Annotated in this window: 12 protein-coding genes; 9 read left to right on the top strand and 3 right to left on the bottom strand. The window is 70.7% G+C overall.

Features of this window, described 5'->3' with window-relative positions:
- Positions 1-7 precede the first annotated feature (7 nt).
- From egtD to Vlu01_RS05435, 4 genes are all read left to right on the top strand, one after another.
- On the top strand, positions 8-973 hold the full coding sequence (egtD, locus tag Vlu01_RS05420; protein WP_203994851.1) for an L-histidine N(alpha)-methyltransferase: 966 nt from the start codon (positions 8-10) through the stop codon (positions 971-973).
- Positions 974-1,213: 240 nt separating this feature from the next.
- Positions 1,214-1,801, top strand: a complete 588-nt coding sequence (locus Vlu01_RS05425; protein WP_203994853.1) for a TMEM165/GDT1 family protein — start codon at positions 1,214-1,216, stop codon at positions 1,799-1,801.
- A gap of 108 nt (positions 1,802-1,909) precedes the next feature.
- Positions 1,910-2,260 carry a DUF1622 domain-containing protein gene (locus Vlu01_RS05430; RefSeq protein ID WP_203994854.1) on the top strand — a complete coding sequence of 117 codons (351 nt, stop codon included), beginning with the start codon at positions 1,910-1,912 and terminating at the stop codon, positions 2,258-2,260.
- Positions 2,261-2,268: 8 nt separating this feature from the next.
- The gene (locus tag Vlu01_RS05435) at positions 2,269-2,547 is read left to right on the top strand and encodes a DUF1622 domain-containing protein (RefSeq protein ID WP_203994857.1); all 279 of its coding nucleotides are present in this window, start codon (positions 2,269-2,271) and stop codon (positions 2,545-2,547) included.
- A gap of 10 nt (positions 2,548-2,557) precedes the next feature.
- On the opposite strand, the gene nhaA is transcribed toward Vlu01_RS05435, so the two are convergent.
- Positions 2,558-3,880, bottom strand: coding sequence for a Na+/H+ antiporter NhaA (gene nhaA / locus Vlu01_RS05440; RefSeq protein ID WP_203994859.1), 1,323 nt, complete (start codon positions 3,878-3,880; stop codon positions 2,558-2,560).
- A 367-nt stretch (positions 3,881-4,247) separates the two neighbouring features.
- Here nhaA and Vlu01_RS05445 point away from each other — a divergent pair, with 367 nt between their 5' ends.
- The gene (locus Vlu01_RS05445; RefSeq protein WP_203994869.1) at positions 4,248-5,708 is read left to right on the top strand and encodes a tyrosine-protein kinase domain-containing protein; all 1,461 of its coding nucleotides are present in this window, start codon (positions 4,248-4,250) and stop codon (positions 5,706-5,708) included.
- Here the strand turns inward: Vlu01_RS05445 and Vlu01_RS05450 are convergent.
- Positions 5,689-6,243, bottom strand: a complete 555-nt coding sequence (locus Vlu01_RS05450) for an arsenate reductase/protein-tyrosine-phosphatase family protein (RefSeq protein WP_203994876.1) — start codon at positions 6,241-6,243, stop codon at positions 5,689-5,691. The genes Vlu01_RS05445 and Vlu01_RS05450 overlap by 20 nt on opposite strands.
- 159 nt (positions 6,244-6,402) lie before the next feature.
- On the opposite strand from Vlu01_RS05450, the gene Vlu01_RS05455 reads away from it, so the two are divergent.
- From Vlu01_RS05455 to Vlu01_RS05465, 3 genes are all read left to right on the top strand, one after another.
- Complete coding sequence (locus Vlu01_RS05455; RefSeq protein WP_203994879.1) at positions 6,403-7,656, top strand: glycosyltransferase family 4 protein; 1,254 nt, start codon at positions 6,403-6,405, stop codon at positions 7,654-7,656.
- 80 nt (positions 7,657-7,736) lie between these two features.
- Positions 7,737-9,521 (top strand): DUF4012 domain-containing protein, encoded by a 1,785-nt coding sequence (locus tag Vlu01_RS05460; RefSeq protein WP_239095712.1) that lies wholly within the window; start codon positions 7,737-7,739, stop codon positions 9,519-9,521.
- Positions 9,522-9,534: 13 nt separating this feature from the next.
- The gene (locus tag Vlu01_RS05465; RefSeq protein ID WP_203994888.1) at positions 9,535-10,167 is read left to right on the top strand and encodes a hypothetical protein; all 633 of its coding nucleotides are present in this window, start codon (positions 9,535-9,537) and stop codon (positions 10,165-10,167) included.
- An 84-nt stretch (positions 10,168-10,251) separates the two neighbouring features.
- Here Vlu01_RS05465 and gdhA read toward each other — a convergent pair whose 3' ends face one another.
- Positions 10,252-11,589: an NADP-specific glutamate dehydrogenase gene (gene gdhA, locus Vlu01_RS05470; RefSeq protein WP_203994910.1), complete on the bottom strand. Its 1,338-nt coding sequence runs from the start codon at positions 11,587-11,589 to the stop codon at positions 10,252-10,254.
- A 321-nt stretch (positions 11,590-11,910) separates the two neighbouring features.
- Here gdhA and Vlu01_RS05475 point away from each other — a divergent pair, with 321 nt between their 5' ends.
- Positions 11,911-12,873 (top strand): pirin family protein, encoded by a 963-nt coding sequence (locus Vlu01_RS05475; protein ID WP_373307297.1) that lies wholly within the window; start codon positions 11,911-11,913, stop codon positions 12,871-12,873.
- Positions 12,874-13,037: the final 164 nt, after the last annotated feature.

A 13,037-nucleotide genomic window follows, 5' to 3' on the forward strand; every position in this document is an offset into this window, starting at 1 on the left:
ACAGCAGATGGGCGCTGAGCCGCTGGAGATCCACCTCGACGACCAGGACATCAGCCGCAGCCTGCGCAGGGACGTACGCATGGGGCTGACCGCCGAGGAGAAGTGGCTGCCGCCGAAGTGGTTCTACGACTCCCGGGGCAGCGAGCTGTTCGACGAGATCACCCGCCTGCCGGAGTACTACCCGACCCGGGCCGAGCGTGCCGTCCTGGCCGAGCGGGCGGTGGAGATCGCCGAGCTGACCGGCGCGAAGACGCTCATCGAGTTGGGCTCCGGGTCCTCGGAGAAGACCCGCCTGCTGCTGGACGCCTTCACCCAGCGCGGGGAGCTCGGGTCGTTCGTGCCGCTCGACGTGTCGGTCAGCGCGTTGGCCGGGTCCACCGCCGCGGTCGCCGCCGACTATCCGGGGCTGCGGGTACGCGGCATCGTCGGGGACTTCACCCGCCACCTGGATCACCTGCCGACCGGCGGGCGGCGGCTGGTCATCTTCCTCGGCGGCACGATCGGCAACCTGCTGCCGGTCGAACGGGCGGAGTTCCTCACCGGGATGCGGGCCGCGTTGGAGGGGGGTGACTGGCTGCTGGTCGGTACCGACCTGGTCAAGGATCCGGCGGTGATCGTGCCCGCCTACGACGACGCGGCCGGCGTGACCGCCGAGTTCAACCGTAACGTGTTGCGGGTGCTCAACCGGGAACTCGACGCCGACTTCGACCCGTCGGCATTCGCCCATGTCGCGCTCTGGAACCCGGAACAGGAGTGGATCGAGATGCGGCTGCGGGCGGAGCGGTCCATGCGGGTGAAGGTGCTCGACCTGGTTGTCGACTTCGCCGCCGGTGAGGATCTGCGTACCGAGGTGTCGGCGAAGTTCCGCCCGGAGGGGATCGCGGGTGAGCTGGCCGCCACGGGTTTCCGTACCGAGCGGTTCTGGACGGACCCGGCCGACCTGTTCGGGGTGACCCTCGCCCGTGCCGAATGAGCGAGGCGGCCGTGCGCGCTGACCGAGGCGTACGGCCGGGGTGATCCGCCGGAGGACGGTCGGCTAGGCTGGGCCCAGCGAAGGGGAGTAGCCCGTAACGTGGTGGTCGACATACTGGTGCGTCACGCATCCGGCCACCTGGCCTCGTTTCGGCGAGGCGGGCGAGACCTTCGACCAGGCTGTTGCAGCCGGGTCGAGGGCGTCCCACACCTCTTCCCGGCCTGATCCGGGAAGGACATCATGGACGGGTTCCTCGCCGCGCTGGTGGTCAGCTTCGGCGTCATCTTCGTCGCCGAGCTGGGAGACAAGTCCCAGCTCATGGCGCTGGCCTTCGCCACCAGGTACCGCACCATGCCGGTGCTGATCGGCATCACCGTCGCCACCGCCGTGGTGCATCTCGCCTCGGTAGCGATCGGTCACGGTCTCGGCGCGGCCCTGCCGACCGGCTGGATCTCGCTGCTGGCAGGTCTCGCCTTCCTCGGCTTCGGTGCGTGGACGCTGCGGGGCGACCGGCTCACCGAGGAGGACGAGCGTCGAGCTGCCCGGGGCGGCAGATCGGCCGTGATCACCGTCGGCGTCGCCTTCTTCCTCGCGGAACTGGGCGACAAGACGATGCTCGCGACCATCACGTTGGCCACCCAGTACGGCTGGTTCGGCACCTGGCTGGGTTCGACCGTCGGCATGGTCGCGGCGGACGCGTTGGCCATCGTCGCGGGTCGACTGCTCGGCCGCAAACTGCCCGAACGCACCATCAGGTACGGCGCCGCCACACTTTTCGCCATCAGCGGCGTGTGGTTGATCGTCGACGCGGTGACCCAGTTGCGGTGAGCGCTCGACACCCCCGCCCGAGCGCCTCGGCACCCACCCGGAGGATCTCGGCGGCGTCGCGAGGCCCCGGCGTCGACTACCCGGATGCAGGCCGGGTAAGGCGCCGGGGTGGACGTCGAGGTGATCCTCCAACAGGGCCACCACCTGCTGGTGATCGCGGTGGAGATCCTCGGCGCGATCGTGATCGTCGTCGGCGCGGCCCTGGCCGCGCTGCGATTCGTGGTCGACGGGTTGCGCCACCGCGACGCCCGGGTGTTCACCCGGATCCGGCTGTCCCTGGGACGCTTCCTGGTTCTGGGCCTGGAGTTCCAGCTGGCAGCCGACATCCTGCGTACCGCGCTGTCGCCGACCTTCTCGCAGATCGGTCAGTTGGCTGCCATCGCGGCCATCCGGACGGTTCTCAACTACGTGTTGAATCGTGAGATCGAGCACGAGCAGCGGCAGATCGACGATCGATGATGATGCTGGTGTCCGCCGTCATCACGACGTTCGGTGTGCTCGCCGCGGCGCTGGCGCTGATCAGCACCGGCTCCCGCACGCTCGCCCTGGGAGTGCTGCTCGACATGCTGCTCGCCGCCGGTCTGCTGCGGCTGGCCGCGGGGCAGTCCTGGACGGAGATCGTCGTCCTGGTGGCGATCGTGGCGCTGCGCCTGCTGATCCGCACCGCGTTGATCAATAACTTCCAGCGACAGTCCTCGGCTGCCGGACGCCCGCGCGAGCGGGTCGGCCGGACGTCCGAGCCGTGAGCGGCGGCGGTCAGTCCCTGGACTTCTGGTAGACGTCCGGTACACCGTCCTGGTCGAGATCGAGCTGCTCCTTGCGGGCGATCGCCCGGTAGATGCTGTTGCGCCGCCGGAGCACGGTGGTGGCCAGCAGTGCCGAGATCAACGAGCCAGCCAGCACCGCCGCCTTGACGTTGCCCCCTTCGACGGCTTCGGAGCCGAAGGCGAGTTCGCCGATGAGCAGTGAGACGGTGAAGCCGATGCCGGCCAGGAGCGACACGCCGAGCAGGTCCGACCAGCTGATGTCCTCGTCCAGGCGGGCCCGGGTGAACCGGGCGAGCAGGTAGGTCGAGCCGAGCACGCCGACGCACTTGCCGACGACGAGGCCGAGCACGATGCCGAGGACGATCGGATCGGTGACCATCGCGCCGAGGTCCGCTCCGCGCAGCGAGACCCCGGCGGCGAAGAACGCGAAGACCGGTACTGCGAAACCGGCGGAGATCGGCCGCCACACGTGCTCCAGGCGTTCGGCGAGGCCGGGCATCGGGCGGCGCTTCTCGCCGCCCTCGCCCGCGACCACCGGCACGGTGAAGCCCAGCAGCACGCCGGCCACCGTGGCGTGCACCCCGGAGGAGTGCACCAGGGTCCAGGCGACCACGGCGAGCGGGATGAGCGCCCACCACCAGGTACGGCGACACTGCACCAGCAGGCCGAACAGGGCGATCGGCACCAGCGCGCCGAGCAGCGGGAGCACGCTGAAGTCGTCGGTGTAGAAGATCGCGATGACGGTGATGGCCAGCAGGTCGTCGACCACGGCCAGGGTGAGCAGGAAGGCGCGCAGTCCCTGCGGCAGGTAGGCCCCGATCACGGCCAGCACCGCCAGCGCGAACGCGATGTCGGTGGCGGTCGGGATCGCCCAGCCGCGCAGTCCGCCGCCACCGCCGGCGACGTTGACGGCCACGAAGATCAGTGCCGGGACGACCATTCCGCTGATGGCCGCCACCACCGGTAGCGCCGCCCGCCGGGGATCACGCAATTCACCGGCGACGAACTCGCGCTTCAGCTCCAGTCCGACCACGAAGAAGAAGATGGCCAGCAGTCCGTCGGCGGCCCAGGTGGCCAGGTCGAGGTCGAGATGCAACGCCGCGCCGCCTGACCAGGGCACCCACCGCCCCAACGCCGCGTAGGAGTCAGACCAGGGGGAGTTCGCCCAGGCCAGTGCGATCACAGCGCCGAAGAGCAGCAGAGCGCCGCCGACGGTCTCCGTGCGCAACACATCGGCCAGGAAGCGCGCTTCCGGCCAGGAGGTACGGGTGAAGAGGCGACGCACGCCGAGGCGCGGGGTCTGGTCGGTCACGTGTGGGGTCCTGCCTCGTTGGTCGAAGGGCAACACAGCACCATCGCCGACCAGGCTTCCCGGCACACCCGGGCAAGACCCTACCCACCGTCGTCGACCGTCGCGAGCGGGGGAACCCGACTTCCGTGGGAGGACGACGAGTCACCGAAGCGTTCGGTGGGGAACATCGCATTTTTTCCGCGCCAGAGCGATTCCGACGGGCCGCCGGCCCGGTTGGTCACTGCGGGCACGATCCGCCATTGGGAAAATACCTAACTCCGGACATAAGCCGCATGAGCCGCTTTAATGGTTTCACGAGATTTGAGTCGACCTTGGGGGTTTTCGTGAAGTTCTTTGGCGTTACCGGCCCGGTACGGAGGCCCGCCTGATGGACCTGTACCGCCAACTACGCCTGGTGCGCCGGCACTGGTGGATCGTCCTGGTCACCTTCATGGTGGCGTTGGGCGTCACCGCACTGGTCACCGTGCGGGCCCAGCCTCGTTACGTCGCTTCGGTGACCTTCTTCGTCACCACGCCGAGCCAGGGCGTCACCGACGCCTACCAGGGTGGGCTCTTCCTCCAGCAACGGGTGAAGTCGTACGCGGAACTGCTGAGCAGCGACCGGCTGGCCCAGGCCGCGGTGGCCGACAGCCAGCTCGGGTTGACCGCCGAGGAGATCCAGCGCCGGGTCAGCACCTCCACCGAGACCGGTACGGTGCTGTTGCGGGCGTCGGTCACCGACACCGACCAGACCCGTGCGTTGCGGGTGACCGAGGCGCTCTCGACGAAGTTCGTCGAGCTCGTACAGAAGGTCGAGACGCGGCCGGACGGCAGCCCCGGGCCCATCAAGATCGAGGTGGTGAGCGGGCCGCGGGTGACCCCGACGCCGGTCTCGCCGCAGCCGGTCCGCAACACCGTGATCGGTGCCCTGCTCGGCCTGCTGGCCGGCGTCGGTCTGGCGATCCTGCGTGGCATGGCCGACGTGCGGTTGCGCGACGCGGCCGGCCTGCAACGGGTGACCGGCAGCCCGCTGCTCGGTGAGATTCCGATCGACACCAGCGCCCGCTCGGCCCCACTGATCGTCGGTGACGCCGCCACCTCGGCGCGGGCCGAAGCCGTCCGCAAGCTCAGGACGAACCTGCGTTTCGTCGACGTGCACGAGCCGGCCCGGGTCATCGCGGTGACCAGTGCCCTCCAGGGTGAGGGCAAGACCACGCTGTCGTGCAACCTGGCGATCGCGCTGGCCGAGGCGGGTTGGCGGGTGCTGCTGGTCGACGCCGACCTGCGCCGGCCGAAGGTCGGCGACTACCTGGGCATCGACCCGGGGGTGGGGTTGACCGACGTGCTCGTCGGTGACGTGCAGGTGGGCGATGTGGTCCAGCGCTGGGGCGACAAGTCACTACTCGTGCTGCCCAGCGGCTCCGCGCCGCCCAACCCGAGCGAGCTGCTCGGTTCGAAGGCGATGTCCGACCTGCTGCTGGCCCTGCGCGAGTCCGCGGACATCGTGATCATCGACACCGCGCCGCTGCTCGCGGTCACCGACGGTGTCGTGGTCGCCGTGCAGGCCGACGGAGCGCTGTTGGTCACCCAGCAGGGACGTACCTCGCGGGCCCAGGTTGCCGCCGCCGCCCGGGCGTTGCACTCGGTGTCGGTGCGGTTGCTCGGCTGCGTGCTGAACATGGCCCGGGTGCCCAAGACCGAGGCGTACCAGTACGAGGCCTACCGGGTGGTGGCAGCAGCCACGGCATCGGCGCCGACGGACCCGAGCAGGGGTGGCCGGCACGCCGAACGGGCCCGTGCCGGCGAGGTCAGCGACCACACCCAGGAACTCACCCGGCTGTCCCGATGAGCGTCGCCAGAGGGCGCAGCGCCCGGTCGATCTCCTCCGCGCAGCGTCGGAAGTCCTCTGGCGTGCCCCCGACCGGGTCACGCAGGTCGTCGGCGTCCCCGGGGGCGGGCTGCAACCGCCCCCGGGCCAGGGCAGCGGCGGCCACCGCGGCCCGAACCGGGTCGTCCTGCTCGCCCAACGGGGCTTCGGCCGCCGCCGCGAGCCGGCCGAACTGGCGCAGCGTGAACGTCCGGTGCAGCGCCGCCGGCGCCAGCGCGGTGCAGATCGAGCGCTGGCGTCGGGTGGCGGTCAGCACCAGCACCGCGTCGGTGAGGTGTTCCGGCAGCAGCCGCCGGCTGCGGAACGACGTCGGATCGTCGCCGGTCTCGGCGGCGATCGCCGCCGCGTACGGGTGCATGGCCAGTCCCTCGACGGCGTCGGTGCCGGCGCTGGCCACCGTCACCGGCCGCCCGGCGAGCAGTCGACGCGCGGTGTACTCGGCCATCGGCGACCGGCACAGATTGGCGTGGCAGACGAACAACAACCCGCTGAGCATGTGGAACCCCCTGGACGACGCGGTCGCGGGCGGCGGCGCCGCGACAAGGGACGGCCGCCGACGGCATCCGTCCCGTGAGGGGATGTCGAGATCGTACGCAGTCGTCGCGGTTCCGGTCCCGGGCGGCGCGCCGAACCGGTGGGGGACGGGGGTGTCCCGATGCGAATCGGGATCCTGACGTACCACTTTCCACCGGAGCCGGCGTTCATCCCCGGCAGCCTCGCCGAGGAGTTGGCCGCGCGGGGGCACGAGGTACGGGTGCTGACCGGCTTCCCCGACTATCCGGGCGGCCATGTCTACCCCGGGTGGCGGCAGCGTTGGCACCACGAGACCCGTAGCCGGGGACTGACCGTGCGCCGGGTGCCCCGGTACAGCACCGGAGCCGCCACCGTACGCGGTCGGATGGCCTCCTGGCTCTCCTTCGCCGGCAGCGCGGCGCTGGTCGGTCGCCGGTTCCTGGCGGGTGTGGACGTGTTGTACGTGCATCAGCCGCCGGCCGCCGCGTTCGCCTCGGTGGGCCTGCTCCGCCTGCTCGGCCCGGTGCCGCTGGTGCTGCACGTGCCGGACGTCTGGGCCGAACAGGTCCCCGACTCCGTCGACGACGGCCGGTGGGCGGCGCGGGTCCGGGCGGCCACGCAGCGGACCTGCCGGGCCGCCAGCCGGGTCGCGGTGACCACACCCTCCCTGCGCGACGCGCTCGTGGCCGACGGGATCGACCCGGCGCGGATCCGGGTGGTGCTCAACTGGACCGACGAGCGGATCTTCCGCCCGGCGTCGGCCAGCCCGGCCGCGCGGCGGCTGATCCGCCGCGACGAGCGGTGCGTGGTGATGCACGCCGGCACCATCGGGGCACGGCAGGGACTGGACACCGCGGTACGGGCGGCGGCGGCGTTGGGCGGGAGCGTGGACCTGGTCCTGGTGGGCTCGGGGCCCGACGAGCGGCGGGTGCGGGGGCTCGCCGCCGAACTGCGGGCCGACAACGTCCGGTTCGTGGACCGCCGCTCCCCGCTGGACATGCCCGAGCTGTACGCCGCAGCCGACTACCAGCTGGTGATGATGCGCGATCTGCCGGAGCTGCGCAGCAGCGTGCCGGACAAGCTCCAGGCGGCCCTGTCCTGCGGTGCGCCGGTGGTCGCCTCGGCCGGCGGGGACACCGCGCTGCTGGTCGAACGGGCCCGGGCGGGGTTGTCCTGCCCGCCGGAGGACTGGGCCAGCCTGGCGGACCGGTTCTGGCTGGCAGCGCAGATTCCCGCGCCGGCGCGAGCCGAGATGGGACGGCGTGGTCGGGAGGCGTACCTGCGGGAGATGTCGTTGCCGTCGGGCGTGGACCGGATCGAGGAGCTGCTACGGGAAGCGGCGGCGGCCGGAACCGGCCGTAACGCGAATGACGAACGAACCTTTCATAACGCCTGATGTCGTCATTACCACACCACTTTGTCCGTTGAGTGTTAAGAACAATGTGGTCTTCTGTCCGTTTTATTGAGAGGTGTGATGTGACGGAGAGCGAGAGCCCTCGACGGCGGCGCAGCCGGTCCCGCCGCCGCCGGCGTGCCCGGCTGCGTCGCATCCTGCTGACCACGCTGGTGGTCGGGTCATTGGTGTCGGGTCTCGCCGGGTGGGTCGGCCTCCGAAGCTGGCAGGCCCGTGCCCACCTGGTCAACGCCGCGGGACTGGCTGGTGAGCTGAGCGCCCACCTGGTCGGCGGCGACACCGCACGAGCCCAGCGGACCCTTGCCGCGTTGCAGGAGCAGTCCGGTGCGGCGCGGCGGGCAACCGGGGATCCCGGTTGGTGGCTCGCCCGGCAGGCTCCGGTCGCCGGAGCGAACCTCACCGCGATCCGACAGATCGCCATCGCCATCGACGACCTGGCCCGCCAGGCGTTCCCCGCGCTGCTCCGCGTCGACCTCGGGGGACTGGTGCCTCAGGAGGGTCGGCTGGACCTGACCGGCCTGAGTGCCGTCTCCGACGAACTGGTTGCGGTGCACACCACGGTGCTGCGGACCCGCGCGGAGCTGGCCGACGTCTCCGGTGACCGACTGGTCGGGCAGGTCCGGCGCGCCCTGGCGGAGCTGCGCGGCGAGATCGACCGGCTGGCCGCGATGACCTCGGCCGCGGATCGGGCCAGCCGCCTGCTCCCGCCGCTGCTCGGCGTCGACGGGGCGCGTAAGTACCTGCTGGTCTCGCAGAACTCCGCGGAGCTGCGTGCGACCGGCGGCATGTTCGGCGCGTACGCCGTCATCGAGGCGAACAAGGGCCGGGTGAAGATGGGCGCCCAGGGCAGCAGTTCGAGCCTCGGCCGGTTCGCCGAGCCGCTGAAGGTGCCGGCCGAGATACGTGCCCTGTGGGGGAAACTGCCCGGCATCTATCCGGCCGACGTCAACCTCAGCCCGCACTTTCCGACCGCCGCGTCGCTGTATCGGGAGATGTACCGCCGGCAGACCGGGGTCACGGTCGATGGCGTCCTCGCCGTCGATCCGGTGGTGCTGTCGTACCTGCTGAAAGCGACCGGGCCGGTGCGGACGTCGGGCGGGGTGGCGTTGAGCGCCGAGAACGCGGTCCGGACCCTGCTCAACGATGCCTACCAGCGGATGAGTCCGGGTGAGCAGGACACCTTCTTCGCGGACGCGGCAGCCACGGTGTTCGACACGCTGTTCGCGAGGAACGTGCACCCGAATGGGTTGTTGTCCGCATTTGACCGCTCTATACAAGAACGTCGGATATTGTTCTGGAGTGCCCGACCGGAAGAACAGCGAACATTCGGTGACAGCCGGATGGCCGGGGCGCTTCCGGAACAGGACACCGTGCCGACGGTCGGCGTGTTCCTCAACGACGGCAGCGGCGCGAAGCTCGGCTACTACCTCCGGCAGACCGCCGACCTGACGGTCGGTGACTGCCACGCCGACGGTCGCCGGGAGCTGAACCTACGGGTGACGCTCCGGTCCACCGCGCCGGCCTCAGGGCTCAGCGAGTCGGTTCTCGGTCTCGGTCAGGCCGGGGACCCCTACACCGTCCGGACACTCGTGTCGGTGTACGGCCCGGCCGGCGGGTCGGTGCTCGACACCCGTCTCGACGGTGCCGAGACCTCGGTGGGCAACGGCACCGAACGGCGGCGTCAGGTCGCCATCGTGAACGTCGAGATCAGACCGGGCGGGACTCGCACCTTGGAGATCTCGCTGCTGACCGGAAAGACGGAGAGCGGGACGGCCGAGCTGTGGCTGACCCCGACCGCCACCCCATGGACCACCCATGTTGTTACCGCACCAAGTTGTTCTCAGTAGGAGGGAACGAACCATGCGGCTATCCCGCATCATCATGGCGCTCACGGTCGGTCTGGCCGTGGTGGCCGTGCCGGCTGCGGCGGGGGCGGCGCAACCGCAGCCGCAGCCGTCGCCAACAGTCACCGATCCGCCCCAGCCACCGCCCTATCCGCCGGTGCTCGCATCGCTGACGGTGAACCGACCCACCATCTTCCTCGGTGAGACGGTCATCCTGACCGGCCGCAACTTCGGGCCGAACGAGACGGTGGACATCGTCGTCTCGGTGACGCCGCTGGCCGCACCGGCCGCCGGCACGGCCCGTCGCAGCGACGGCAGCACGGTCGCGATGACGCCGGTGGCCTTCCAGGCCAGCGCGCCGTTGAGCTTCACCGCCCGGACCAACTCACAGGGAGTCTTCACCCGGCGGTACACGCCGTCGGTGACGGGCCTGCTCACCTTCACCGCCACCGGCCGGGAATCCGGGCGTACCGGTGAGACCCAGCTGCGGGTGCTGCCCAAGAGGAAGCCGCACCTGCCGGTCACCGGCAGCAGCCTGGACACGCCGATGAAGGTCGGCGGCGGGCTCGTCGCCGCCGGTGCCATCCTGCTGCTCGGCGCGTTCGCCTGGCGGCGGCGCAACCGCTTCGGTGCGGGTGGCGTGAACTGATCCACCATTCCGGGCAGGGCCCGGAGAACGAAGGTACCGGTGCCCGCCGCTCGGCGACGGGCACCGGTACCTGTCTGCCCGCCCCTACACCAGGCCGTGCGCCAGCATCGCCTCGGCGACCCGGCGGAACCCGTTGATGTTGGCCCCGGCCACGTAGTCGCCCGGCAGGCCGTACTCCTCTGCCGTCGCCCAGCAGCGGGCGTGGATGTCCCGGATGGTCTCCTGCAACCGCTGCTCCGACTCCGCGAACGTCCACGACTCCCGGCTGGCGTTCTGCTGCATCTCCAGCGCACTGACCGCCACCCCACCGGCGTTGGCGGCCTTGCCGGGAGCGAACCGCACGCCGGCCCGGCCGAGGATCCGCACCGCCTCGGGTGTGGTCGGCATGTTCGCGCCCTCCACCACCACCGAGCACCCCCCGGCAACCAGCTGGGCGGCTTCCGCGCCGCCGATCTCGTTCTGGGTCGCGCACGGCAGGGCCAGGTCACACGGCACCTCCCAGGGGGTACGGCCGGCGACGCTGACCGCGTGCGGCACGTCGAGGACGTAGTCGGCCAGCCGGCCGCGCCGCTGCTCCTTCAACTCCCGCAACACCTCAAGGTCGATGCCCTTCTCGTCGAGCAGGTAGCCGCCGGAGTCGGAGCAGGCGACCACCCTGCCGCCGAGCTGGTGAACCTTCTCGATCGCGTGGATGGCCACGTTGCCGGAGCCGGAGACCACCACCCGCTTGCCGTCCAGACCGCTACCGGACTGCCTCAGCATCTCCTCGGCGAAGAACACCGCGCCGTACCCGGTCGCCTGGGTGCGCGCCTGTGCACCGCCGTATGCCAGGCCCTTGCCGGTCAGGACACCCGACTCGTACCGGTTGGTGATGCGCTTGTACTGACCGAACAGGTAGCCGATCTCCCGGACGCCCACTCCGATGTCGCCGGCCGGCACGTCCGTCTGCGCCCCGATGTGTCGGTACAGCTCGGTCATGAAGCTCTGACAGAAGCGCATCACCTCGCGGTCCGAGCAGCCTTTGGGATCGAAGTCGGCGCCGCCCTTGCCGGCACCGATCGGCAACCCGGTCAGCGCGTTCTTGAAGATCTGCTCGAAGCCGAGGAACTTGACGATGCCCAGGTACACCGAGGGATGGAAGCGAAGGCCACCCTTGAACGGACCAAGGGCGCTGTTGAACTCGACCCGAAAACCCCGGTTCACCCGGATCCGGCCCTGGTCGTCCTCCCACGGCACCCGGAAGATGATCTGTCGCTCCGGTTCGCAGATCCGCTCGATGATCTGGGCTTCCGCGTACTCCGGGTGCCGGGCCAGCGCTGGCCCGATGCTCTCCAACACCTCCCGTACGGCCTGGTGAAACTCCGGCTCACCCGGGTTGCGGGCGACCACACTCGCGAACACCGACTCGACTGTCTCCGGCATCAACCGACACGTCCCTTCCGACTCAGGCCCGACGCCGTTGCCGGACACTCGCGACGTCGCGCGCGACCGCCCCGGAGACGATTCAGCGCACTCCAGTGTCACGGGCGATCGGTGGACCAGCTTAGGCGTGAGATTCGGCCTCGGGTCGTGTGATCCGTACCGCCCCCTCGACAGGGCACCGTGGAAGGGCCTGATCGGTGCCGGTCGGGGGAGAGGGTCGGACCGTCCCCGAGGCAGCCCCGATGCGGGTAGTCCGCTCGCCGACGGCCGGGCGGATCACCGGGGCGGACGTAGAGTCGAACCGTGGAGCGTGCCGAAACGATGCCTGCCGAGACCCGTCCGCCCGGTGTGGCGACCGCCGATCCCGGTAGCGTCCTGCTGCCTGGCCACGACGTGCCGCTCGGTCGCTACACCACGGTGCGCCGGCTCCTGCCCCAGCGCACCCGCCGGCTGGTCGGCGCGTGGTGCTTCGTCGATCATTTCGGACCCGACGACGTGGCCGAGCGGCCCGGCATGGAGGTGCCCCCGCACCCGCACACCGGCCTGCAGACCGTGACCTGGCTGCTCGACGGCGAGATTCTGCATCGCGACAGCCTCGGTAACAAGCAACCGATCCGCCCCGGCCAACTCAACGTGATGACCTCGGGTCACGGCATCGCACACTCCGAACGCTCACCCGCGGAGCATCCGCCGCTGATGCACGGGGTGCAGCTGTGGGTGGCCCTGCCGGACGCCGCCCGAGCCGGTGCGGCCGACTTCGCCCACCACGCCGAGCTGCCGCGGTGGCGCGACGGAGACCTCGACGTCACCCTGCTGGTCGGGGAACTCGCCGGGGAACGCTCGCCGGCCCAGGTGCACACCCCGTTGCTCGGCGCACAACTGGACCTCGCCGGGGCGGCGGCCGGGCTGCCGCTGCGACGCGACTTCGAGTACGCGCTGCTGGCCCTCGACGGCGCCGGTGAGGTCGACGGTCAGCCGCTGACGCCCGGGGCGCTGCTCTGGCTCGGTTCCGGGCGGGACGTGCTGCAGCTGAACGGCGAGCCCGGTAGCCGGTTGCTGCTGCTCGGTGGCACGCCCTTCGAGGAGCCGCTGGTGATGTGGTGGAACTTCGTCGGCCGTGACCACGAGGAGATCGCCGCCGCCCGGGAGGACTGGATGGCCGGGCGGCGGTTCGGGGCGGTCGACGACGACCCGGACCCGCCGCTGCCCGCACCGGCCCTGCCCACCGTCCGGCTCAAGGCCCGCGACCGCTCGGGCCGCTTCCACGACCAGGACGCCGGATAAGACCCTTTTGTTGACCCCCGCTGTCCGTTCGGCTGATGGCGTGCGATAGGCTAGCCGCAGTAACAGCAGCCGCACGGTTCGGGCGGCTGTCGGCCGCCTGATGGCCGCGACCCGGTTCGGGCGCACCGTCGTCAGGGCAGGCGGTTACGCAGGGGCGCCCCCGG

The organism is Micromonospora lutea, assembly GCF_016863535.1.
GTDB classification, from domain to species: Bacteria; Actinomycetota; Actinomycetes; order Mycobacteriales; family Micromonosporaceae; genus Micromonospora; species Micromonospora lutea.